The sequence below is a fragment of the Streptococcus sanguinis genome, from assembly GCF_003943735.1.
In the GTDB taxonomy this organism is placed as follows: Bacteria; Bacillota; Bacilli; order Lactobacillales; family Streptococcaceae; genus Streptococcus; species Streptococcus sanguinis_E.
The window spans coordinates 94,994-118,547 of the sequence record NZ_RJMV01000004.1; the positions used below are offsets into that span (position 1 = coordinate 94,994).

Consider the following 23,554-nt stretch of genomic DNA (forward strand, 5'->3'; position numbering starts at 1 on the left):
ATAATACCAGCTTTTCCTAATATTTTATCTAAATCTCAGGCCTTTTGGGAAATAATTTTTCAGGGTTTTTCCAGTGACTTTTGCAAAGCCCAAACCATTACCGCCAAGGACTAGTTGGTACCAGCCGTTTAGCCGCGGTTCTGCCAGTTCAATCGTCTCTCCTGCCGCATATTTCTTGAAGTCCTGATTATTTATTTCAACTCTATTTAGAACTTCGCTGGGCTTTATAGCCAAGCCTAGGGCAAAGCTAGGCTCAAAGCGATTCTTCTTAAACGTTCCTAGATGCAAACCGTTACGGGCAATCTTTAGCTTGGAGAGGTCTGGCAATCCAGCTGGCAACAAATAAAGATTGTCCCCAAAGGTCTGCAAGTCTCCAGTCAAGACTGTTTTTAAATGCTTTGTCTCGAAATCCTGCCAGAGTTTTCTTTGCTCGCTCGTCAAGCGATGCTTAGCTGATTTAATCTTCTTGCAGCTATTCTCATCCGTAAAGCGAAAATGGGCTGCAAACTGACCTTCACCTTTGAAGCGATGCGGATACATCCGAGCTGTCTCAGGAAAGCCAATTCCTTCAGTCATCCCGTTTATCTTAGGAATATCAATCAGTTCAAGAGGAAATTCATCCAGTAACCAGGCAACAATTTCTTCATTTTCTTCAGGAGCCCAAGTACAGGTCGAATAAACTAGGCGACCGTCCTTGGCAAGCATGCTCATAGCAGCTGTTAAAATCTCTCGCTGGAGCTGGGCGCATTGGGCTGGATAATCCGGAGTCCAATACTGAGTAGCATCCGGCTGCTTACGAAACATGCCCTCACCTGAGCAAGGTGCATCTAGCACAATCAAATCAAAATAACCTTCAAAGACCTGAGCCAGTCGGTCAGCAGATTCATTGGTAACAAGCACATTTCTGGCACCAAAGCGCTCAATGTTCTCCACTAAGATTTTTGAGCGTTTGCTGTTGATTTCATTGGAAACCAATAAGCCAGTATTATCTAAAAAAGATAAAAGATGGGTGGACTTGCCACCTGGAGCCGCCGCCAAATCTAGGACCTTCATACCCTTAGATGGTGCTGCTATCTGAGCCACCATCTGAGCTGCTGGCTCCTGCGAATAAACCAGACCAGTCACATGCTCAGCAGACTTGCCAGAAACCTTGCCATAAAAGCCCCAGTCTGTCTGAGGAATGGCATCTGAGAAATTCTGCTGGCCTTCTTTCAGAGGATTGCTGCGAAAGGCCGAAATCGGCTCCTCGTCAAAAGTCGCAAAAAAATCCGCCGCTTCTGCGCCTAAAATCTGCTCATATTTTTCTTTAAAACCTTTAGGAAAGTCCATCTACTGCTTCCCCTTTTCTAAATAAGGCTTCAGAGCCGATAGTTTGCACTTAGGCGCCATCATGACAGGCTGCCGAGTCTGGAAATTTAGCTGACTGCCATCCAAGGTCTGGACGACAAAGCCCAACTTCTCCGCCATAATCGAAGCCGCTGCATAATCCCAGGGCCAGTTGTAGGAGAAATAAGCCAAGAGACCGCCTGACAGCACCTTGCTAAAGCTAATCCCAGCACTGCCATAAACCCGAACCCCTAAACACTCCCGAGCCAAGTCTGACAAGCCCCAATCATTGGCTTGCAGCATACCGGCATTAGAAGCCATGAGAAAATCTTGAAAAGGCCGGTTCTCAAAAGCAGGAAGTTTCCGTTCGTTACAATAGACATCAAAGTCCCCGCCACCATGATAGAGCTGATCTCTAGCCACGTCATAAATCAAGCCAAATCGACCAATTCCCTTTTCAAAATAGGCAATCATGACTGCAAAATCAGCCTTCTGAGTGATAAAATTAGTGGTCCCATCGATCGGATCTATCACCCAGACATTGCCATCAGCAATATTATGTCGGAGTCCATTTTCCTCCGCTAAAATAGCATCCTGGGGATAGCGGGCTAGAATCTTAGCCACCAAATCATCCTGAACCTTCCGGTCCATCTGGGTGACTAAGTCAGTGGCACTGGTCTTTTGTCTCACATCCAAATCATCATAGAGATGTTCTCTCAAAAAAGCACCAGCTTGGTAGATGATTTCTTTAGCAAAATGAAATTTATTTTCCAAGAGAAATGCTTCCTTTACCTTTACTTTTTGCCTCTTGAACAGCACGATAAAGCGAATAACCGCTGACGTTTTCAAACTCTCGGTCGATTCGCTTCTCTTGACCCTTGCTCGGAACAACTTGCTTGAAAGCCGCATAGGACTTCAGGAGCTTTTCCGCTTGGACTTTCTGTTCATAAGCTGCTTCTACATCATTAAAAAAAGAGAGCACCGAAGCAAGCTCTTCAGTGCTCCACGATAAATCTAGTGGGTAACTATAATTTTTGTTCATCTTTACTGAATATCTGCCCGCATGGTTGCGGATCTTAACTCTTCCTTACGATAACTCCGAGGCAGAAAAGCACGAATTTCATCCTCGTTAAAGCCGATTTGCATCCGTTTGCCGTCTAAAATAATTGGGCGTCGCAAAAGACTGGGATTTTCCTCAATCAACTGAATCAAGGTTGAAATGGACAAATCCTCCACATCCAAATCTAATTTCTGAAAAATTTTTGAGCGAGTTGAAATAATGTCGTCTGTACCGTTCTCTGTCAGAGAAAGAATGTGTTGCAATTCGGGAGCTGACAGAGGGCTCGTCATGATATTATGTTCCTGAAAGGGCACTTCATGATTTAGCAGCCAAGCACGCGCCTTACGGCAAGAAGTACAACTCGGCGATAAAAATAATGTAATCATGCGTTTCTCTTCTAATTCTGTATAATAACTACCTCTATTATACTAAATTTTATTTGGCTTGACTATATTTTTTTGAAAATTACTGCCGAATGTCATGAAAATATAAATTTTTCAGCTATTTCGATAAGTAGTCCAACTTCTAGCGATCCGTTCATCGCTCTGCAGCTGAGCAATCAAGCTGTCAATACCATCAAACTTAACCATCTCGCGAATCTTATCCAGCCAGAAAATCCGAATGGTATCGCCATAGATATCCTGAGAAAAATCAAACATATTGACCTCAAAACGGAGTTCATCCCCGTCAAAAGTTACATTTTTCCCAACACTAGCCATACCACGATAGCGCTGACCATTGTGCTCAACATCCGCGACATAGACGCCATCTCCTGGGAGATGGACTCGATCTAAGGGAGCTAGATTGGCTGTTGGATAGCCAATCGTCCGTCCTCTGGCATTGCCATGAACCACGATACCGCGAGTGGACAAAGGATAGCCCAGCAATTCTTGAGTTTTCAGCATATCTCCAGCTGCAATCGTCTCCCGAATCCGAGTGGAAGAAATTTTCCGATTATCCAGATTAACCGAAGGAACGATAACAATCTTACCGTTAAAATAATCTCTCAGCTCATGTGACTCTTTGCGGTCTGAGCCAAAATGATAGTCAAAGCCAGCTACCACGGCTTTGGCACGCAGACGAGATACATACTTCTCAAAAAAGTCCCGAGCTGTATTGCCCGCAAAATGGCTAGTAAAATCAATCAGGTAAAGATAGTCAACACCTAAACTTTCCAGCTGCGCCATCCGGTCTTCAGGACTAGCCAGATGCAGCATGAGTTCAGGCTGATAGCGGACAAAGGCCAGCTTAGGAGACTCTGGGAAGGTTAGTACTGCAATCTTGAGATCTTGCTCCGTTGCAATCTCTCTCGCTTTCTCAAAGAGTGCCTGATGCCCCTTATGCAGTCCATCGAAATAGCCTAGAACAAGGACCGTATCTTCTGTCTGATCAATCCCTTTTTCATCTATAATTCTCTTGGTTATCATCATTCCTCTATTTTACTACGCATTTGCTATTTTTACAATATCCGTTCCGTGCTAAACTGCAAAATATTCAAAAAGATTTGACTGCTCTAGTCAGGGCGTTTGTCAAAATCGAAAAAAAGCAAAACAAAAGGACAGCAGTTGTGCAGTTGCTGTCCTTTTGTGAGGTTTAATGAAATTATTATAACATGCAAGCGCACATTTCATATTACAAAAGAGTAACAATCTTTTGACAATTCTACTGCGGATATTAAAGGAAGACTTTGCGGGGCTTGTAGGCGGCTTCCCGCTTTTCCAAAATGGCTACTAACTTCTCCTTATAAAAGCCAGCTAGATCCGCTTCTTCTGACATCAAGCTGATAAAACGACCGTTTCTCACATCCTCAACCTGCTCGTCTGAGAGCTCAACCTTCAGTAGATCTCCGATTCCTAATTCGAGTGGTTGGAGGAAGGAAAAATCATCTACTGCTACTCGCTCTGCTATTTCATCCAGAGTCAAGGCATCATCTAAGCTCATACCTGCCGAGGAAGTCCGTGTCAGCTGGGACATGTGACTGGCAAAGCCAAGCTTAGCTCCCAAATCAACAGACAGGGTTCGGACATAGGTCCCCTTGCTGCACTTGACTCGAAAACGAAAGCGGGCTTGCTCATCTTCATAGGAAATCGGACTGGTGCGCTCGAAACTATAGATGGTCACCTGCCGCTCTGGCCGCTCCACTTCTTGACCCGCTCTAGCATACTCATAAAGCTTGCGGCCATTGACCTTGACTGCAGAGTACATGGGCGGAATCTGGCGAATCTCACCAGTCATGGACTCCATCGCTTCATCGATAAGGGCTTCTTCTAAAAGCTCTGTCACTGGCGTCCGCTCTAAGATGTCTCCGCTGGCATCCTCTGTCGTCGTTGAGCAGCCTAGAGTAATCTCCCCCTCGTAGACCTTGCCTTCCTCCTGCATAAACTCGACCAAGCGCGTCGCCTTGCCCACAGCAATCGGAAGCACCCCTACTACATCTGGATCCAAGGTTCCCCCATGACCGATTTTCTTGGTTTTTAAAATTTTGCGCAGCTTAAATACCGCATCGTGCGAGGTCATACCCGCTTCTTTTCTTAAGTTGATAATTCCGTTCATTGGTTAACTTTCTAAAAATACTAAAACTCTCTTTTGGAAATCTTTATGCCCTTCATAGAGTGCGTGGCCACAATCTGACAAAATAGTGAGCTGGCTATCTTTGATATGGTGATGCAATTCGAGCGAAGCTTCTACACCTAGAACGTCATCTTCTTCTGCTCCGATGACTAGTGTAGGACAGTTGATCTTTTCCAGGACTGCCATACTATCATGTCTTAAGCAAGATATGGCCTGAATAGCAATCCGATGTTTATCTTTAATGCGACCTAAGATTCCCATTATTCGATAAAGGTATTTAAACTTTCCAAAGGATTTAGGTGTATAAGAGTGACTTGCAATATCCAACATCAGTTCCTTATAGGATCCCGTCTGACTCAACTCAAGCCAGCAAGTAATCCTCTCCCTACCAAGATTATTCAGTTTCGCAGTAGTAACTGTCAAAATCAATTTTTCAACTCTTTCTGGGAAATCTGATGCCAACCATTGGGCAATCATACCGCCTTGGGAAATTCCTAGGACAGCTACCGTTTTCAGACCTAAAACCTCCATAGCTTCAGCAATATCAGTCGCCATATCTCGTGTTGTATAATTTTCTGGCAACTCATTGATTCTGCTAAAAACATAGACCTGGTAAGCTGTTGCGAAGCTCCTATAAGATAGGGCAAGCATTTGCGCCATTCCCTTCACAGTCGCCAAACCATCCCCTAGACCTGGAATGACGAGCAGCGGCTTCTTCCCTTTTCCAAAGGTCACATAATCCATGCTCTTATCGTTAAAATATAAGGTTTTCCCTTTTGTTGAAGACATTACTTCGTTTCCATTACTATTTTATCATGTTTATTCATGTTGACTTTTTAAATGCAGTGCAAAGCCGGCAGTCACTTTTTCAAATCCAACCGCCTGATAAAACTGATGTGCAGCATTTCGTTCAGAAGTTAATCCACTATTTAGAGTCAGTGCCTTAACTCCTTCTTTTACCGCTTGTTTTTTCAATTCATCGATTAGCCTACTAGCAATTCCTTGTCGTCTTGCTTCTTTTGCAACTGACAAAGCTAAAATACGATAGTAAGATCCATCTGCTTCAAAAAAGAATAGCTTTGCATAACCTAAGAAACCTAAAATTTCTCCGTTTCTTTCAGCTAAAAGACAGCCATAATGCGGCTGAGAAAGAATCGTTTCTAAACGTCGAGCCAGCTTAGAAGCGGTCGTTGGATAGCCCAAGTCTTCGTATAAAGACAGTAAGACTTCAGCATCTTTCATGGTTGCTTTTCGTATCTGCATAGGATCCTCCTAGTCACCCTTCAAAGCTTCAAACTTTGCTTTCATGGTAGGATTTTTGCGCGTCAATTTTTTGACAGAGACATCGTCCAGTTTGTTGTTTGCCAAGCGCAGCTGATTTTCAGAGGTCGTCAGGAATTTCTTGATTTCCTCCATCCGGCGGATAGCCTTGTCAATCTCCTCGATAGCTTTGCCAAAGTTGGTCGAAGCAGACTGATAGTTCTTAGCGAAAGCTACTTTAAAAGCATCCAAATCTTCCTCAAAATGCGTAATATCAATGTTCTGCTCCCGCACCAAGGCCAGCTCCTGCTTGTACTGGAGCGAGTTAAGCGCAGCATTACGCAGGAGGGTAATCATGGGCAAAAAGAACTGTGGCCGGATAACATACATCTTCTCATAGGCATAGGACACATCGACAATACCCGAATTGTAGAGCTCGCTATCAGCCTCAAGAAGTGTCACCAAAATGGCATACTCACAGCCTTTCTCCCGCCGGTCCTTATCCAGCTCTTTGAAAAAATGCTCGTTTTTCTTCTTGGTCGCTGTCTCATCGCCTTCATTTTTCATCTCAAACATTATGGAGAGGATTTCTACACCATTTTCATCCACCTCACGGTAAATGTAGTCACCCTTGCTGCCTGTTCTGGCATCATTGTCCTTGCCAAACTCCGCTCGTGGAAACATGGCCATACGGTTCTTGTTAAACTCGTACTCACAGTGCTGTTCCAAACTCTCGCCAATCATCTTAGTGGACTGCTTGGCTTTAAAATCCTTGTAGAACTCTATGGTCTCATCCTTCTGACGCAGCTCTACCTCATAGCGCTCTTTGAGAGAGGTCTGAGCCAGCGCTGCTTCCTTTTCTTGCAAGACTAGCTGATTCTTAACCTCGTCTCGCTCTTTTTTCAGCGCTGACAAGGTTTTTTGAAGTTGATTTTCATGCTCCAAGCGCAGAGTTGTCAACTGACTTTCCAATTGATGAACTTCCTTATCCTTCTCCTGCAATTGAAGACTAGCTGCCTGCTCCGCCTCTTTCTTTGCCAATTCCTGCTGGGTCTCAAACTGAGAAATCTGACTTTGAAGATTGCTAATTTCCTGCTCTTTCTGCGATAGCAAAGCTTGTTGGGCATTCTGGGATTTTTGCTCTGCTAAAGCCAGTTCCTGCTCAATCCGAGCATGAATCTCCTTGTCAAACTCTGCAGTCCGAACCTGCGACAAAAGCTCACTATACTGACTCTCATTGACTGTAAAAACCTCCCCACAGTTGGGGCATTTGATTTCGTTCATGGGGTACCTCTTTCTCTGTAGTTAAACTCTTTATTCTTTTTCTTTTCCGACACGACAGTTCATGCAGCCTTCATACATTATTTGGAGCTGACAAGGAAAAATCTTATTTCCCATTGATAATTCTCCCTGCCAAAGACACTTTTTATCACTGTAATATTCGTGAATAATTGTAATAATAAATTGCGGATATTCTTTTAGAAAATGTTCTAATGGATAGTAAACACCAGTGAATGCCCGATTTTCTTGACTGTCCAAAATGTAGATTTGACAATAATCAAGCTCAACATTTTCAAAGCAAATGCCAGCTTCATAATACTTTTCGCCCTCCTGACTATAATCAATCATATAATCAAACTGAACATGCAAATGATTGCTTTCCAGCCAAATCTTCCGAGTGCTCAAATCATGCAAACTAAAGGCCCGGCCAGGAGGCTGTTTCTCTGCTCTTTCCATCTTTCTCCTACTTCTGCTCGTTAATCTTTATGATTATTATACCATCCTTTCTCGAAATTAAAAACAGCAAGCCAAATAGCTTGCTGTATCATTTTATCACTCCCCCATCTCAATCCGCCAGCTGGCGGCTGTTTTTCTTTCTTGGATAAACTTACTGTAAATGCCTTGTTTGGCTAGTAAGTCTTGGTGTTTGCCTTGCTCGACAATACGACCTTGATCCAGCACCAAAATCTGGTCAGCATGCTCAACCGTCTTGAGTCGGTGGGCAATCATGATAATGGTCTTATCGCGAGTCAGAGCCTGAATAGCCTGCATGAGGGCTTCTTCGTTTTCTGGGTCAACATTGGCTGTTGCTTCATCCAGAATGATAATAGGAGCATCCTTGATAATAGCCTGTGCGATGGAAATGCGCTGACGCTCACCTCCAGAAAGACTGGCACCTCCTTCACCAATCTTGGTGTCATAGCCATCAGGCAGTGAGAGGATAAAGTCATGACAGGCAGCTTTCTTGGCAGCCTCTATTACTTCTTCCTGACTGGCCTCCGGCTTGCCAAAACGAATGTTATTAGCAATGGTATCCTCAAAGAGATAGACGCTTTGGAAGACAAAGCTGAAATTACGAATCAGACTGTCATAGCTGTAATCTCTAACATCGTGTCCGTCCAGACTGATACTTCCTTGGTCCACATCCCAGAAGCGGGCAATGAGGTTGCAGAGCGTTGTTTTGCCTGATCCAGAAGGTCCAACCAGGGCAGTTGTTGTTTTTTCGGGAATGGTGAGGGAAACCTGGTCAATGATTTTCTTATTTCCATAAGAGAAGCTAACATTTCTCAGATCAATCCGGCTACTCTTAAGATCAATATCCTGACCACTGATGTCCATCGGCTGGATAGCTAAGACTTGATTGACCATATCAACCGACAGATCAACAATGCGCAGGAGAGAAGAGAAAGAGCCAACGCCGTCTAGATTTTCATAAATCATAAAACCACTGACAATCATCATAATGGTTACCAGCAGCTCCATACTGCCATTGAGATAAAAATAGATAGAGAAAAGCCCCATAAAGAGACCCGTCAGCTTGGTCACCATGCCCTGGAGGGCAATGTAAGGTGAGGTCACGAGTGTCATTTTAGTATCTAGCTGACTCTTGCCTTCAATAGCCTTGGACAGCTTCTTGGCAGAACGGTTAACCAGATTGTAGTTCTTAACTTCAGCAATCCCTTGGCTGTACTCTAAAACAACGGCTACCAGGTCCATATCCGCCTGATACTTGTCATCAGAAACCTTGCCAACTTGCCAACGCATGAGGGTATTTGGCAGGAGAAAGAGGACGAGACCCACCAAGAGAACCAGTCCAACCCGCCAGTCATAGAGAAAGACCAAAATAGTGATGAGACCAGTCGTCAGAAAGCCCTGCACAGTCATCATAACCACTCGCGTAGCTACATCAGACAACCCTTCCAGCGTATTAGTCGTAACACTGGTAATTTTGCCCAAACTATTTTGATTAAAGTAACCCATGGGCAGATAGCGCATGTGCTCGGCAATTTCAATCCGCTTCTGAGCACAGGTATGATAACCTGCTTCCGTCTGCAGCATGGTAATTTTCAGGGTAATCCAGACGTTTAGCACAGTGGATATCAGCATGATACCCAGAGCTAGCCAGAAGGTCTGCATAGAGAGATTCTTCTCAATCAGTCCCATGACGACTAGACCGATAGCTGGAATACGTAGAGCAATGATAAAGGACTTGACGATGCCCAGATAAATGGATTGATAAAATTTCCTACGGTCCTCTGCCGTACAGAAATCAAAGAATTTCTTCAGTATGTTAAGCATGAGTCAGCCCTCCTTCCATCTCACTATTATCCCTGGTAGCAATATGGGCCCGCCACATGGAAGCATAAAGCGCACTAGCTGCAAGCAATTCTTCATGCCGGCCCCTTGCTTCAATCCGACCATCATTGACCAGAACTATCTGGTCTGCACTCATAATCGTAGACAATCGGTGGGCAATGACAATCAAGGTCCGTCCTTCAATCAGACGAGCCAGACTGGACTGAATCCGTGCTTCATTTTCAGGATCTGTATAAGCAGTCGCTTCATCCAAGATAAGAATCGGCGCATCCTTAAGCATGGCACGGGCGATGGCAATCCGCTGACGCTCCCCACCAGATAGATGACCGCCACCAGAGCCTACCTGAGTCTCAAATCCGTTTTCTAAGTTCATGATAAAGTCATAACAGCCACAACGACGGGCAATTTCGATGACCTCTTCATCAGAAGCTGCTGGATTTCCCATTCGGATATTTTCCATAATGGTCTCATCAAAGAGATAGTTATCTTGGGTCACGTAAGCAATCTGCCGACTGTAATAGTCTAGCGGAAGCTGACGAATATCCAAGCCACCATAGGTAATCTGACCAGAAGTGACATCCCAGAAAGAAGCTAGAAGCTTGGCAATTGTAGACTTACCTGAGCCTGATGGCCCAACTAAAGCATTGATGCTGCCAGCCTTAATATCTAGCGAAATACCATGGAGTACTTCCTCTTCATCTGTATAGCCAAAGCTGACATCCGTCATGACCAGTTCCCTTCCTTTTGGAAGTTCTCTCAGCTCCTGAGGCCTTTCCAAATCAGGCTTTTCCAAAATATCAATGACTTGGCCAAAAATAGTGCCGATTTTCCGTAAATCGTCCATATAGCTAGCCACTAAAATCAGAGGAGTCAGAAGACTGAGCGAAAGAATAATCATCAGAATAAAATTGCTGGCAGTCAAACTGCCTTGCAGATAGAAATAACAGCCAGCCGGTAGTAGAAAGAGCAAGCCTGATGGCAGAAAAGCAGTCACAATCCCCATCTCCAGATTGAACTTGCGCATCCACTCAATAAAGCAGTCTGCTCCTTCTCTAGCAGCTGTCACAAACTTATCATAAGAAAATTTTTCCTTGCCAAAGACCTTGATAACCTCAATCCCATTGATGTATTCGACCGCTGTATCATTGAGCTTTTTGGTCTTGACCAGAGTATTTTGATAGTCCGCTTCGCTATTGGCAGCCATCCGAACATAGGCCAGCACCACAATAGGAATAGTCAGGAGAGACAGCAAGGTCAGCCGCCAATCAATGATCAGCATGGCAATGAGGACAATAATCGGACCAAAAATCCCAGCGGTAAACTCTGGAATCAGGTGAGCCAAGGTCGTTTCGGTCGCATCCACCCGCTCAACGATAATGTTCTTATAACTTCCTGATGACTGACTGAGTACTGTACCTAGAGGCAGCCTCGCTAGCTTGTCTGTCAGGCGATGCCGCATTTCCGCTAGAATCTTAAAAGTAGCCGTATGCGACAGCATGGTGGAAATACCGTGAAATCCCCAGTAGCCAATCCAGGCCAGACCTGCCCACGCTGACTGCTGCAGGTAAAAATCCCAGTTTTTATTGCCAGCCAAGAGCTGATTAATCATTCCACCAATAAAGAAATAAGGCAGAAATCCTGAAATCACAGAGGCAAAGGCAAAGATCAGACTGAGCACAAAATATATCTTATGAAGGGAAACAAAGTCCCAGATCCAAGCAAGGACAGATTTTTTCTTCATAGAATTTCCTTCTTTCTATCAAAAACCTAGCAAACCTCCCCAGTCAAACAAGTCCATGATGGAATGGCAAAATTCCAGCGCCTGCTCTTGGGGCCAGTCTTGAGCCAAGGGCTCAAATACAGCAGTGTAATAAGCTGTCATGCACGATCGCAGAAACTCATGTTTGACCAAATGATTGATCTTACCCTCTTTGTATGCCAGCTCCAAATAGCGATAAGTCTCGTCTGCAGCCAAATGAGGCAGACGCATCCTGAAGTCCGCTTGCGAAGATCCCTGAGATTTAAAGAGCAAGAGCTGCATAATATCCTTATGTTCATAGAGAATCCGCATCAGGGACTGGAGATCCTCCAAGCGATGGGCCCACATATCAGACAGGTGTCCCTCTTCTAGGAAAGCATAGTCACGTCGCTTCTGCTCTTGTCCATACTGGTCTAAGGCTGTCAAAGTAGGCTCAAGCAGGGCAACAAAGAGACTGTCCTTACTCTCATAGCGCTTATAAAGAGCCCCAGTCGTCAAGCCTGCAGCGCGACAAATTCTCCGCAGTGAAGCATTCTGATAGCCATAAGCTAAGAACTCACTCCTCGCGCTTTCCAAGATTTTTTCGTTTAACTCATCTGTTTCTTTTTTCATGGTTTCAATTCGATAACACCGTTATCGCCTTTCTTATTTTATTATAAATTCTGATAATTTAACTGTCAAGGAAAAACAAAAGAGACCGAGAAATATTTTCATCGGTCTAGTTCTACTTCCCTTTTCCTCTTGTGAACATGACAAAAGAGGCTGGGACAAAAGTCCTAGCCTCTCAATTGTCTTTGTATTGTCGAGCAAGACGCAGTGGTTGAGTGGGCTCTACTACGCTGATTTCATCAGCTTTTACAGACCTACTCAACTGTGCGGAGGTGGGACGACGAAATCGAATTCTAACGAATTACCGATTTCTGTCCCACTCTCTCTATAATTTTACTTTTTATCAGGTGCATAAATCATGCCCGTACAGTCGAAATCTTCCTGTCGGCGAAAGCCGAGCTCTCGATAAAACGCTAGATTTTTATCTGACTGCTCCGTTGCCAACTGGATTTGGTAAACATCCTTAAAACTTTCCAACGTCTGCTGAAGAAGACTCCGTCCAATCCCCTGACGCTGGTAGTGTGGATACACCAGCAAATCCTGAATAAAGACAATGGTAAGCCCATCTCCGACCACTCGGATCAAACCAACCAACTCTTCATCGTCATCGTAGGCTGCCATCACAAACAAGGACTGATGGAAGGCTTGCTCTAACCGCCGAGGATGATTGGTGTAATTGCTCCAACCAACCGAAGCATAGAGATCTAGTACAGCAGCAAAATCCAGCTGTGGATTTATTTTATAATGAATCATGGCTATCTCCTTGTTTTTTAACTTCTACTAATACATTAAATCACTTCTATAGAAACTTAATCGATGCCAAGCTGGCCTCCAGTTACTATTTTTCAGCTTTATTATTTGTATCAAAAATAATAAAAAATATGATTTTCTTTTGTTCTAAAAAAATTATTATCCTATCTTAGGTAGTATCCCAGTCGTCCGCCCGACTTCGTTTTGTAATCAAAACTATCATATCGTTCAATTATTTCATGTTCTGTCTTGCCAATAATATACTAGTCATCATATTTACAAGATATTCGATTAGAAAAATAGAAAGAAACTGAAATAACAATCGTTCCAAAGAATAGAAGAAATAATGCAATGTTACCTTTATCACTCGCCATGTGCTTCTTTTTATTATTTTCATAATGTAGGTTTGTGATTCATCATTTCATTAATCATCTTAGCCCCCTTAAATGAAGCTGTACTGTTGATTGCCTTTCACTCAGTTTCATTTTTTTGAAGTACAGCACCTTCTCGATTATCGACGTGGCTTTGAATGACTGTAATACCTTTAGATACATTCTTGATTTTGATCTTGTAAGTTTCTCCTCGTGCGGAAACATCAAACATCCGTTTTCCTTGATATTGCACAATTATACCATCGTCAGCCAAGTAAACTTCATTTCTTTTATCATTAGGGATTATTTTTTCAGTCATTTCATCGCCATAAGATACTAAGTACTTGTTTTTTCTCTTGATGTCATATATAACTGCCTCCTCCGAATCTGAATTAAAGTAGTCCATATAGTCATCATAAGGGTTGCCCCAAACTTCTTGACCAGATAATTTTATTTTGGTCTTATCAAATTTAATTAAATAAAATTGAGAGCTAGCACCTTCTTGATCTGGAGTACTAACAATCACTTGTGTTTCCTGTCCTGGAAAAAGTATTCTAAATCCTGATATTAGATAGACAGTAATAATAGTATACAATCCAATCCCAATCATCACCCAAAGTAATACCCTTTTTTTCTTTTTAAATCTAGTTAGACCATCACTTGCTTGCACCGAATAATTAGTCTGAATGTCTCTTTGCATAATCTTCTGCTCCATCTTGAATCATTTTTGCATCACCAGAATTATCCCCAAATTCGCCTCTATAAAGGCTCATCTCATAATCAATTAACTCCAATCCAACTTTATTAGGAAATGTGGTTAACCATTCCGAATAAGGAATTCCCATTACCCTATAGGATTCTGGGTCTTTTTTTATATCATTATAACTATTTTTGAGATCTGACTGTAACTGTGCTGCACCAGCTGCTGTCTTCAAATAGTTAGCTCGATTCTGTCCTTTACCAACCGGTACATACCCATTCCCAACATATCCATATAGATAATTTCCGGCATAATCCGCCTTAACACCTCCACCCCAGTCTCTAGCCCAAATTGAATACTCAGCACGATCTGTTCCAAGAACTCGACTTTTCAAATCAAGTGGTTTACCAGTCTGAACCATGTTATAGAAATTCAGATGAGAAGCAACCTCATAAGCTCCAGCTTCTCCAATTAGATCCAAATAGTTTAAATTTTTAGATTTTAAAAGTTCTTTCCATCTAGTATTTGCTTTATCGTTTTTATTTACCTCCAGAACATCATCTCCCAAATCTTGAAGAACCTGTTTCATATCAATGCCTGATTTTGACAAAGATTTCTTCAAATTCTTCTCTGCATAAAAAGCTTTCTTTTGTTTACTTGTCCCATTCTTTTTAGGATCCCACTCTTTTCCAATTTCTTTTCTTATTTCGTTATACTTTAAAAAAGCATCCTTGTTATTAGAAAAGTTATAAAGATAATCCTCATAAGCTTTTACAATCGCTTCAGTTTTTTTACCTTCGGAAAGATTGCTCTTTTTGATTTCTTCGACTTTTTTCTTCAAGTTATGCGTCTTAACTAGATTTGTTGTCTCAAGATTTAATTTTCCCTCTACTATTTTAGGCAATTCTTTATTAGGGTATCGTTCTGCATATGCTTGAAGAGCTTTTATATCTTTTTCACTTAACTTCTCACCCTTTTCTAATTTTTTGAGCGCCTTAAGATAACTCTTATTGAGTTCATCTCGTTTTTTGAATTCTTTATTTACCTTATTTACCCACTTCATCTTCCCAGCACTGGGCAGTTTGAAGGTACCATTAAAGCTAGCGAAATTATCCGTCATCAGAGCCAAAGCTTGACTGAGAGCAAATTTGAGACTATCCATACTGTCGAAGATACTAGGAGAGCTAGCATCAAAAGCGATTAGGTTATCCAACTTTTGTCGAAGCTCGTCTCGCTTACTCTGAATAGCATCAATACTAGATTGAATGCTTTCCTTAGTAGTAGCTGATACTCCTTTTTGCTTATTAGCAACATCTAAAACCGCCTGTTGGGCGGCAATCACTTGGTCATAAGCATCAATCTGGCTCTGTAATATATCCTGATCCAGACTCTCTACATCGACTTCAGTGATATAGCGACTAGGAAGATTATTGATAGACTCTGCCACCCCCTCTTCATAGAGGATTGCTACCTGAAAAAGTGGCACAAACATCTCCTTAGCATATGTCCGAGCACTACCATAGGCACGGCCTTTAAGTTCCTGCTCAGAGATAAAACCATAAATAGCTGTTAAAGCTGATTCATAACTTGCAACACGACTTTGCGAAGCAGAAGAAACTGATGATGCTTGGGTATTTGAAGCACTTAAATCCATCTTAATTCCCATCTTTGTAACTCCTTATCTTTCTCTCTTCTTAATTAAGCACTTTATTATATTCTCTCTGAAGATTCTCAAGCCTTTCTTCTAAAGCTCTCTCTTCTTTCTTAAGTTCAATTCTCTTATTTTCTACATCCAAGCTCAGCAGATGATGATTACGCTGCACTGATAAAAGAATGTCTTGAAAATCATAGACATCCAGTCGATTCATGGGTAAATTCTCGATTTGGCTGAGAGAGAAAACAGCATTTCCATACAAACCATCTATTTCCTCCTCAAAACGATTCACTTGTCGAACCTCAATATCAATCTGATTCCAACGCTGAAAGGCTTGCTGCCGTTCTTTCAAAATAGTATCTGAATTTCTTCTACAACTCATTAAGTTTATCCCCCATTGATAGATTGAGCAACCGCTTGATCTACTGCCTCAAAATCCTGAGCAACACTATGTAATAGGTTTATAAAAGTGGACAACTGTTCTGAAATCGTTGTTGCTGTAGTTGCAGAATCATCAATGTAAGTACTAGCCACCTCATTTCCTTGAAGCACACTACTTGAATCTTTGATTACCCCTATTCCTGTTGCAATAGAGCTAGCATTACTACTGAGAGTGCTAGCATGAGTAGAAGCTACGCTAATATCACTTTGAATCTGGTTGCTCATTATCTTCCCCTTTTTAATACATTTCGTTATCATATCTATGATATACAAAAAAAGATAAACCTGTCAACGATAAACAGGTTTCCTATAAATGGTTTAAATTGTTTGCTTAAACCATTCTAACGCTTTATCGAACTTGAGTCAGCACTCCATCTTGCATCTCATAGACCTTGTCAACCTCGTCCAGCAGGCGGGTATCATGTGTAATCATGACCACGCTCTTATGGAATTTCTGGGTCACCTCTTTGAGCAAATGGACCACGCGCTTGGCCCGCTCCGTATCCAGACTAGCTGTCGGCTCATCAGCCAAGATAATATCAGGACTGTTGTAAAGTGCTCGGGCGATAGCAGCTCTCTGCCGTTCTCCGCCAGACAATTCTTTCGGATACTGCTTGAGAGTTCCTTTAAGATCTAGCAACTCAACCAGACTGTCTAGATCCGTCCTTTCCTTTTTAGATAAGCGGTCAATCAGCTGAAACTGGTCTTCGATTTTCAGAAAAGGAATGAGATTGGAAGCCTGCAAAATAAAGCCGAAATCATTGAAACGCAGAGCAGCCCGTTCCTTTTCCTTGAGCTGGGAAGTATCTTTCCCATGCAGGAGAATCTGTCCTTTTGAGGGAGTTTGTAAATGCCCCATCAAGGTCAGAAAGGTTGTTTTACCCGATCCTGATGGCCCAATAATAGCTACAAACTGCCCTGCTTCCAATCGGAAATCAGTTGGTTTCAGGGCTTGAACCAGCGTATGCCCTTGACCATATTCTTTTGTAACCCCTTTTAGTTCTATGATTGACATTTATTCACCTCCAATCGCTGTGATAGGGTCAATTTTCAGAACCCGGTGAATGGACAAAAGTCCGCCAGCCAGTGACATGAAAACAATCAGGACAATCAATCCAGCATAAGCTCGCCAGTCACTGTAAAAAGGCATAGAAGCTGGCAAGACTAGCTGGGTTCCCAAAAGAGCCAAGACAGCTAAGCTGATTCCCAGAGTGGACAGGATGAAAATCTGCCAAAAAATAGAAGCAATAATCTTCCCACTGGCAATCCCTTGGGCGCGCATAATGCCGTAAAGATGCGTCTTTTGGATGGTAATGATGTACATGAAAATTCCCAATACCAAAAATGTAATCAGAACCATGGCACCAATCATAAAGGAAAAAGTCAGTACCTGAGGCTGATAACCAGGGATATTTTCTATAAAATCGCTCATAGAGAGCTGACTAAGTCCAGCTTCTTCAATCTTCTGACCATCCTTGACCACAAGTGCACTGATATTCTTAACCTGACTAGAGCCGTACTTTAATTCCCTGAAATCATCTAGATCCATAAAAATTACAGGTTGCGTAAAGAAGCTATTATCCTCTGTGAAACCAACAACCTGATAGAGGCGCTCACTTCCATTAAGCTGAAGCTGGTCGCCTAGTTTCACACCTTTTTGCTGCAGACGCTTATCCGCAATGACTTCATAAGCAGTCTCAGCAGGACGTCCCTCAATAATGTCAGGCGCTAGAAAACTATCCCAAGAGAGACCAAAAACCTGAGCATTGAGTTTATCAGTCCCATCTTCATAATTGGCCACTGCTGACGTCTGACCTAAAGCCGCAATTGAGTCCCCTTGAAGCAGACGGCTGTATTCCTCTTCCTTGAGAGTCGAAGCTATTAGATTCTTATTGGCATACTCCGACAAGACGATCGACTCAGCCTGCCATTGGTCCAAAGCCAAGCGATTGAGCCTAGCCAAACCGACGGAAAGACTGGATAAAAAGAAAACCATATAGGTAATGAGAAAGACCACAGCAACCACTAAACGATAGCGTCCGCGACTGTAGACAATCTCTTTAAAAGCTAAAAACAAAGCTGTCCTCCTTTGAGATATTCGAGACTATTATACCATACAAGAAGCAAGCTGGAAAAACTATCCTGTCAATCCCCCTGCATATGCTCTCTGACAAAGCCCGCCAGACCGACAGCGGTCACCCTAGCATGAAAATCACTCATTTGCTGAGCCTTATAGCGAGGATGAGCCAGCCAGTAAGTCAGGGTTCCCATAAAGGACGCGGCTTGATGATTCAGGAGCAAGTCCACCTCTACCTCCTCTAAATGTGGATCAGCCAAGGAAATACTCTGCCAGAAAATCTCCCTCAAAGCTTCCTGCAATCGCCGCGAACTAGTTGGACTGCAATTCGGTCCCAAAAGAATGGCTAAGTCTTCCAAGTAAGGCTCAAAAAAATGAAAAAGATTTTGTTTCTCATGGATATAGTCAGCCACCTTAAAATCCTTTTCTAACTTGAACAAGCAAGCAGATTCTCGTGCCTCTTGATAATAGGCCTGCAAATCACCTAGCAAACTGTCTTCTATCTTCTCCAGCAGATCATATTTATCCAAATAATACCGATAAAAAGTACTGCGATTCACCTCCGCCAAGTCAATCAATTGGCGAATGCTGATTGTCTCAAAAGTCTGCTCTTTCATCAACTGCAGCAAGCTAGTCTCTATCCGCTTTTCTGTCTCTCTTCTTTTTTTCTCATACATGCCATTCACCTCAAAATGCAACAGTCTATCTAAAATTGATGCTTGTCTACCATCCAGCTCCCACTATATAATAAATATAAGCAGAAGGCAAGAACAGGAGGATTAAAAGATGAAGATTATGATCAATCAAAAGGAAGTCAGTCAAGAAAGAATTGAGCAATGGCGGAAGCAGAGAATCTACAAAGCAGCTAAGATACTTAATCTACAGCTGCCTAATACTGACAACACGGAGATTATAGACCAAGCCCTACTGGAAGCAAAAATGAAGCTGACATACGAAGTGCTAATCCAGCAAATCGGAACCAAACTCAAATGGAGCCAATATTTGATGAAATGGGCAGCCAAATGGTCCAAGAAACCACGAAAACGAGCTGTTGTAACGATTTTTGCAAGTGGACTGACTGCTGCTTCTTTCAGTATAATGCTAGAAAAGTTGATGTTAGAAAAGTCAGATGTTCATAAACGAGTCAATCTTGGTGCCTGTCCAGACCATTATGCCTTGCAGCCGCACGACAGCAAACTGGAAGTCATTGAAACTGCAGGAAACAGCCCGCTGCCGACACAGTTTTTCCTTGACCTTGGTGGTGAAGCAGAAATAGAGGAGCCTCGTGATGCGTCTTATCCCTTCCAAACTGTCGGTGCCGCCAGTCTAGCGAATGGTTGCAATATCGGTGGTATTCGCCATCAGTTTCGCGACACAGAAAAAGGCCTAGAAGCCCGATTCTGTGTTGAATTCCCCAGCCTTTGTCCAGACAGCCTTATCAAAGAACACCAGCTCCACCTGGCTGCCGAATGGTCAAAGTGGATAGCTTGGTGCAAAGAGCATAAAGAATGAATTTCCTTTCATGAAAAGAACTACCAAGCCATGCAAAAACAGCCCACTGCCATCTTAAAGAGACCGCAGCAAGGCTGTTTTCTTCCTTACCTAATCAAAGACAATCATGGACTTAATGGTCTTGCGTTCATCCATGTCCTTATAAGCTTGGTCAATCTCATCCAGTCTGTACTCACTTGTAAAGACCTTGCCTGGATTAATATCACCATCAAGAACTGCCTTGAGCAAGATTTGCTTGTCGTAAGTCGTGACAGAGGCCGCACCGCCTGCCACTGTAATATTTTGAGCAAAGGTAGAACCGAGCGCTCGGTTATTATAGTGAGGCACACCGACAAAGCCTAAGCGCCCGCCGTTGTGAAGGACTCCCAGAGCTTGATCAACAGCAGCTTCTGTTCCAACACATTCCAAAGCTGCATCTGCCCCACCACCTAGAATCTCACGCACTTTGGCAATTCCTTCTTCGCCACGTTCTGCAACAACAGCTGTCGCACCTGACTCTAAGGCCATTTTTTGTCGATCTTCGTGACGGCTCATGAGAACGATTTGGGAAGCACCACGCATTTTAGCAGCAATCACAGCGCATTGTCCAACGGCTCCGTCACCAATAACGACCACCTTATCACCACGCTTGACATCTGCCACACGTGCAGCATGATAGCCAGTTGGCATGACATCGGCCAGTGTCAAGAGTGATTTGAGCATCCCTTCTGTATAATCAGAAGGCTGACCCGGAATTTTGATAAGAGCCCAGTTAGCAAATTCGAAGCGGATATATTCTGCTTGCACCCCATTTGACCAATTATTCCCAATATGAGAATCACAAGTGCCATCAAATCCTGCCAGGCAGGCATCACATTGCCCGCATCCATGAGTAAATGGCGCAATAACAAAATCGCCAGGTTTAACAGTCGTTACTGCATCGCCAATTTCCTCGACAATTCCAATCGCTTCGTGCCCACTATTTTGATGGCCTGCTTCAATATCTGGACTGCGGTAGCGCCATAGGTCAGAACCACAGACACAGGTCCGAACAATCCGAATAATGGCATCATCTGCCTCAATGATTTGCGGACGATCAATCTCAGTCAGTCCAACTTGACCTGCTTTTGTATAAACTGCCAATTTCATCGTTTCTTCTCCTTTGATATCTTTATAGTAACTATTATACAACTTAGAGCACCCTTCAAGTCAAATTTTTGACATCATTTAAGATAAAATTCTTATAAAAAAGGAAACTCCTTTCTCAGAGTTTCCTAGTTAGATTCCCTCACTGCTCATCCTGTTGTCCTGAGCAGAATGAAAAGCTCTTTACTGCTTGGTAAAGGTCAGAGTGTCTGGATCATCATCCAATTCGTCCACAATCAGCTGATTGCCATTTTGGCGGTAACTCTTGACATCATCACCGACAATCAGTCTTTGGTTAGCAGCATCTACTTGTACCTGCTTGATTTCCTTACTGCCATCAACCTCGGTCTCAGTCCAGGTACCAGTCGTACCATTGATTTCCAGGACATGCTGGTCACCATCATGGTCGGTTGCTTGATAGCGCCCGTCTAGATTAGTAGCCTGCCCTGCATTTGATGATGAAGAAGGCTGATTAGAGGAAGATGTGGCTGATGACTGCGAAGTCTGATTTTGCGCAGATTGTGATGTCTGGCCTTGTGTATTCTGTGATGAACTAGTATTCCCTCCTTGGTTGGTATTGCCTGAGCAAGCAGCCAATAGGACTGCTGCTGTCAGAGATAGAATTCCGATAAAGGCTTTTTTTGTAATAGTCATATCGCTTTCTCCTTTTTTCTACATTTGTAGTTTATACTTATATTCTACACTTGTCTGTTTCATTTGTCAAGAAAAAGCAGTTTTTATTATAAGGAAATACACCTTGCCTAAATCAATCACTCTGACTGACCTTTGCTATTCAGACGCTACTTGTTCTGTTAATCTTTCCGAGCTCTCTTGACAAAATAGTTCCCTATCGTATAATGATTCTATAAAAGATAAAAGGAGAAAATTATGCCAATCAGAAAAGCCCAAGTCAGCGATATTCCTGCACTACAAGGACTCCTCCAGCAAATTCTGCTTGTCCACCATCAAGCTCGGCCAGACATTTTCAAGGACAAAGGAAGCAAGTTTAGCAATGAAGAGCTAGAGAAGATTCTGGGACAAGAGTCCACCCCTATTTTCGTCTTTGAAAGCGAATCCGGAGAAATCCTCGGTCACCTCTTTTGCTCCATCAAGGAACCTGTCAGTCCTGTACTTAATCCCATCAAGACACTTTTTATCGAGGATTTATGTGTAGATGAGAAAGCCAGAGGGCAAAAGGTTGGCGAGCAACTTTACCGCTTTGCGGAAGACTATGCTCGGAAAATCGGCTGCTATAATCTGACTCTCAATGTTTGGAACGACAATGTCGGAGCCCTGCGTTTCTATGAGCGATTAGGGCTTCAGCCTCAGGAAACTGTGATGGAGAAGATTCTTTGATCTTGAAAGACAAATTTTAGGAAGCGCTAGCAATAGTTTTCGGATATACCCTACCAGCAGAATTAACTATTTTATTTGCCGAGAAATTTTCGATACAATAGATAGTAATAGGTAATGAAAGTGAGAAATCTTATGACAAAATCAAAATTTCAACTGGTTGGATCTCTTCTGCGCCCAGAAAATCTCCGCCAGTATAAGACAGAAATTGAGCACCGCGATGATATTCAATATCCCTTCTACGACAGCTTCCCAGGCTACCATGAGACGGAGACAGCTGACATCAAGGAGATTGTTGCTGAGCAAAAGGCAAAGGGAATTGACATCCTGACAGATGGAGAATACTCCAAGTCCATGTGGCATCTGGACTTTGTCTGGGGACTTAAGGGAATTGAGCGCTACATTGCTGACCACGGCTATACCTTCAAGGACCACGACGGTGGGCAATATGAGACTCGGAAAGATATTGGTATCCGCATCACAGCACCACTCTCTGGTAAAAATCATCACTTTATTGAGATTTATAAGCTAGTCAAGGATGAGGCTGCTGGCCAAGATACCAAGCTGACTGTCTGGGGACCTGCCCATGCTTATACTGAGTTAGCTGTCTTTGACCGCTTGGCGGGACCAGGACAAGTTTATGAGACCAATGAAGATTTGAAAAAAGGCTTGATTCAAGCCTACAAGGAATTTTTGGACGACTATAAGGCTGCTGGCGGACAGATTATCCAGTTTGACGACTGTCTCTGGGAGCTTTTTGACGAGTCCAATCCTGCCAGCTTCTTTGCAGAGGGCAATGCTAGTCTAGCTGACTTAGCAGACGAGTTTGTCGCCATCAACAATGAAGTCGTAGACTACGCTCATGAGCTAGGACTGACTGTCTGGACCCACAACTGCCGTGGCAACTACGAAAGCCGCTCTGCTGCCGAGGGTACCTACGAAGCTATCGCGGAAAAATTCCTGCGCGACCAACACTATGATCGCTACTTCCTAGAGTGGGACAGCGATGTAGCTGGTGATGTATCAGCCCTAGCAGCTTTGAAAGACAAGGATGCGGAAGTTGTTTTAGGACTGCTTTCCAGTAAGACGACAGGCTTGGATGACGAAAAACGCGTCCTAGACCTGCTCGAGAAAGCAGCAACCGTTTTACCAAAAGAGCGACTCCTACTCTCCCACCAATGCGGCTTCGCCTCTTGTGACTCTGGAAACGAACTCACCATTGAGCAACAATGGGCCAAAATTAAACAAGGCCAAGAAATCGCCCAAAAATTCTGGGGATAATAAGCAAAAAAGCGGTATGACCGCTTTTTTCTATGATTTTAAAATCAATGTTGGGCTGAATTAGATTTCTTTGATGAACTCCAGTTTCATCTGCATCTGTTCAACATA

26 protein-coding genes are annotated in these 23,554 nt (G+C 43.1%); 3 read left to right on the plus strand and 23 right to left on the minus strand.

The features are described 5' to 3' along the window. Window positions 1-24: 24 nt before the first annotated feature. From D8877_RS06280 to D8877_RS06385, 21 genes are all read right to left on the minus strand, one after another. Complete coding sequence (locus tag D8877_RS06280) at window positions 25-1,329, minus strand: RsmF rRNA methyltransferase first C-terminal domain-containing protein (protein ID WP_061588959.1); 1,305 nt, start codon at window positions 1,327-1,329, stop codon at window positions 25-27. Continuing rightward, window positions 1,330-2,100 (minus strand): inositol monophosphatase family protein, encoded by a 771-nt coding sequence (locus tag D8877_RS06285; RefSeq protein WP_185760183.1) that lies wholly within the window; start codon window positions 2,098-2,100, stop codon window positions 1,330-1,332. Further along, on the minus strand, window positions 2,090-2,368 hold the full coding sequence (locus D8877_RS06290) for a UPF0223 family protein (RefSeq protein ID WP_125341331.1): 279 nt from the start codon (window positions 2,366-2,368) through the stop codon (window positions 2,090-2,092). The genes D8877_RS06285 and D8877_RS06290 overlap by 11 nt, the downstream gene beginning before the upstream one ends. Before the next feature lie 2 nt (window positions 2,369-2,370). Further along, complete coding sequence (locus tag D8877_RS06295) at window positions 2,371-2,772, minus strand: Spx/MgsR family RNA polymerase-binding regulatory protein (RefSeq protein ID WP_002906786.1); 402 nt, start codon at window positions 2,770-2,772, stop codon at window positions 2,371-2,373. 111 nt (window positions 2,773-2,883) lie between these two features. Next, window positions 2,884-3,813 carry a bifunctional riboflavin kinase/FAD synthetase gene (locus tag D8877_RS06300; RefSeq protein ID WP_312023225.1) on the minus strand — a complete coding sequence of 310 codons (930 nt, stop codon included), beginning with the start codon at window positions 3,811-3,813 and terminating at the stop codon, window positions 2,884-2,886. 247 nt (window positions 3,814-4,060) lie between these two features. Then, window positions 4,061-4,939: a tRNA pseudouridine(55) synthase TruB gene (gene truB / locus D8877_RS06305; RefSeq protein WP_125341333.1), complete on the minus strand. Its 879-nt coding sequence runs from the start codon at window positions 4,937-4,939 to the stop codon at window positions 4,061-4,063. A gap of 3 nt (window positions 4,940-4,942) precedes the next feature. After that, complete coding sequence (locus D8877_RS06310) at window positions 4,943-5,746, minus strand: alpha/beta fold hydrolase (protein WP_125341334.1); 804 nt, start codon at window positions 5,744-5,746, stop codon at window positions 4,943-4,945. Between the two features lie 30 nt (window positions 5,747-5,776). Then, complete coding sequence (locus tag D8877_RS06315) at window positions 5,777-6,220, minus strand: GNAT family N-acetyltransferase (RefSeq protein WP_004187301.1); 444 nt, start codon at window positions 6,218-6,220, stop codon at window positions 5,777-5,779. 9 nt (window positions 6,221-6,229) lie between these two features. Further along, window positions 6,230-7,501 carry a DUF2130 domain-containing protein gene (locus D8877_RS06320; RefSeq protein ID WP_125341335.1) on the minus strand — a complete coding sequence of 424 codons (1,272 nt, stop codon included), beginning with the start codon at window positions 7,499-7,501 and terminating at the stop codon, window positions 6,230-6,232. 30 nt (window positions 7,502-7,531) lie between these two features. Further along, entirely contained in the window at window positions 7,532-7,954 is a 423-nt protein-coding gene (locus D8877_RS06325) for a hypothetical protein (protein WP_125341336.1), read from the minus strand. A gap of 96 nt (window positions 7,955-8,050) precedes the next feature. Next, on the minus strand, window positions 8,051-9,796 hold the full coding sequence (locus tag D8877_RS06330; RefSeq protein ID WP_125352745.1) for an ABC transporter ATP-binding protein: 1,746 nt from the start codon (window positions 9,794-9,796) through the stop codon (window positions 8,051-8,053). Further along, window positions 9,789-11,555 (minus strand): ABC transporter ATP-binding protein, encoded by a 1,767-nt coding sequence (locus tag D8877_RS06335; RefSeq protein WP_125352747.1) that lies wholly within the window; start codon window positions 11,553-11,555, stop codon window positions 9,789-9,791. The genes D8877_RS06330 and D8877_RS06335 overlap by 8 nt, the downstream gene beginning before the upstream one ends. Before the next feature lie 18 nt (window positions 11,556-11,573). Then, entirely contained in the window at window positions 11,574-12,185 is a 612-nt protein-coding gene (locus D8877_RS06340) for a TetR/AcrR family transcriptional regulator (RefSeq protein ID WP_002906803.1), read from the minus strand. A 330-nt stretch (window positions 12,186-12,515) separates the two neighbouring features. Further along, a complete protein-coding gene (locus D8877_RS06350; RefSeq protein ID WP_125341339.1) occupies window positions 12,516-12,935 on the minus strand; it encodes a GNAT family N-acetyltransferase in 420 nt (139 codons plus the stop codon). A 468-nt stretch (window positions 12,936-13,403) separates the two neighbouring features. Continuing rightward, window positions 13,404-14,003 carry a hypothetical protein gene (locus D8877_RS06355; protein WP_142999424.1) on the minus strand — a complete coding sequence of 200 codons (600 nt, stop codon included), beginning with the start codon at window positions 14,001-14,003 and terminating at the stop codon, window positions 13,404-13,406. Continuing rightward, on the minus strand, window positions 13,981-15,669 hold the full coding sequence (locus D8877_RS06360) for a polymorphic toxin type 44 domain-containing protein (protein WP_125341341.1): 1,689 nt from the start codon (window positions 15,667-15,669) through the stop codon (window positions 13,981-13,983). The genes D8877_RS06355 and D8877_RS06360 overlap by 23 nt, the downstream gene beginning before the upstream one ends. Before the next feature lie 28 nt (window positions 15,670-15,697). Continuing rightward, window positions 15,698-16,039: a hypothetical protein gene (locus D8877_RS06365; RefSeq protein ID WP_125352749.1), complete on the minus strand. Its 342-nt coding sequence runs from the start codon at window positions 16,037-16,039 to the stop codon at window positions 15,698-15,700. Window positions 16,040-16,044: 5 nt separating this feature from the next. Continuing rightward, a complete protein-coding gene (locus tag D8877_RS06370) occupies window positions 16,045-16,323 on the minus strand; it encodes a TIGR04197 family type VII secretion effector (RefSeq protein WP_185760184.1) in 279 nt (92 codons plus the stop codon). A gap of 124 nt (window positions 16,324-16,447) precedes the next feature. After that, on the minus strand, window positions 16,448-17,113 hold the full coding sequence (locus D8877_RS06375; RefSeq protein ID WP_125341344.1) for an ABC transporter ATP-binding protein: 666 nt from the start codon (window positions 17,111-17,113) through the stop codon (window positions 16,448-16,450). Continuing rightward, window positions 17,114-18,175 carry an ABC transporter permease gene (locus D8877_RS06380; protein ID WP_002900595.1) on the minus strand — a complete coding sequence of 354 codons (1,062 nt, stop codon included), beginning with the start codon at window positions 18,173-18,175 and terminating at the stop codon, window positions 17,114-17,116. A 68-nt stretch (window positions 18,176-18,243) separates the two neighbouring features. Next, complete coding sequence (locus tag D8877_RS06385; RefSeq protein ID WP_125341345.1) at window positions 18,244-18,852, minus strand: TetR/AcrR family transcriptional regulator; 609 nt, start codon at window positions 18,850-18,852, stop codon at window positions 18,244-18,246. A gap of 109 nt (window positions 18,853-18,961) precedes the next feature. Here D8877_RS06385 and D8877_RS06390 point away from each other — a divergent pair, with 109 nt between their 5' ends. Further along, window positions 18,962-19,687: a hypothetical protein gene (locus D8877_RS06390; protein ID WP_125341346.1), complete on the plus strand. Its 726-nt coding sequence runs from the start codon at window positions 18,962-18,964 to the stop codon at window positions 19,685-19,687. A gap of 90 nt (window positions 19,688-19,777) precedes the next feature. On the opposite strand, the gene D8877_RS06395 is transcribed toward D8877_RS06390, so the two are convergent. Together D8877_RS06395 and D8877_RS06405 are read right to left on the minus strand one after the other, a co-directional pair. Next, the gene (locus D8877_RS06395; protein WP_125352753.1) at window positions 19,778-20,815 is read right to left on the minus strand and encodes a zinc-binding dehydrogenase; all 1,038 of its coding nucleotides are present in this window, start codon (window positions 20,813-20,815) and stop codon (window positions 19,778-19,780) included. A 180-nt stretch (window positions 20,816-20,995) separates the two neighbouring features. After that, a complete protein-coding gene (locus tag D8877_RS06405; RefSeq protein WP_125352755.1) occupies window positions 20,996-21,466 on the minus strand; it encodes an SP_0198 family lipoprotein in 471 nt (156 codons plus the stop codon). Between the two features lie 234 nt (window positions 21,467-21,700). Between D8877_RS06405 and D8877_RS06410 the strand changes: the two genes are divergently transcribed. Next, window positions 21,701-22,168 (plus strand): GNAT family N-acetyltransferase, encoded by a 468-nt coding sequence (locus D8877_RS06410; protein WP_125352757.1) that lies wholly within the window; start codon window positions 21,701-21,703, stop codon window positions 22,166-22,168. Between the two features lie 132 nt (window positions 22,169-22,300). Then, a complete protein-coding gene (locus D8877_RS06415; protein WP_185760185.1) occupies window positions 22,301-23,446 on the plus strand; it encodes a cobalamin-independent methionine synthase II family protein in 1,146 nt (381 codons plus the stop codon). The last annotated feature ends 108 nt before the right edge of the window (window positions 23,447-23,554 follow it).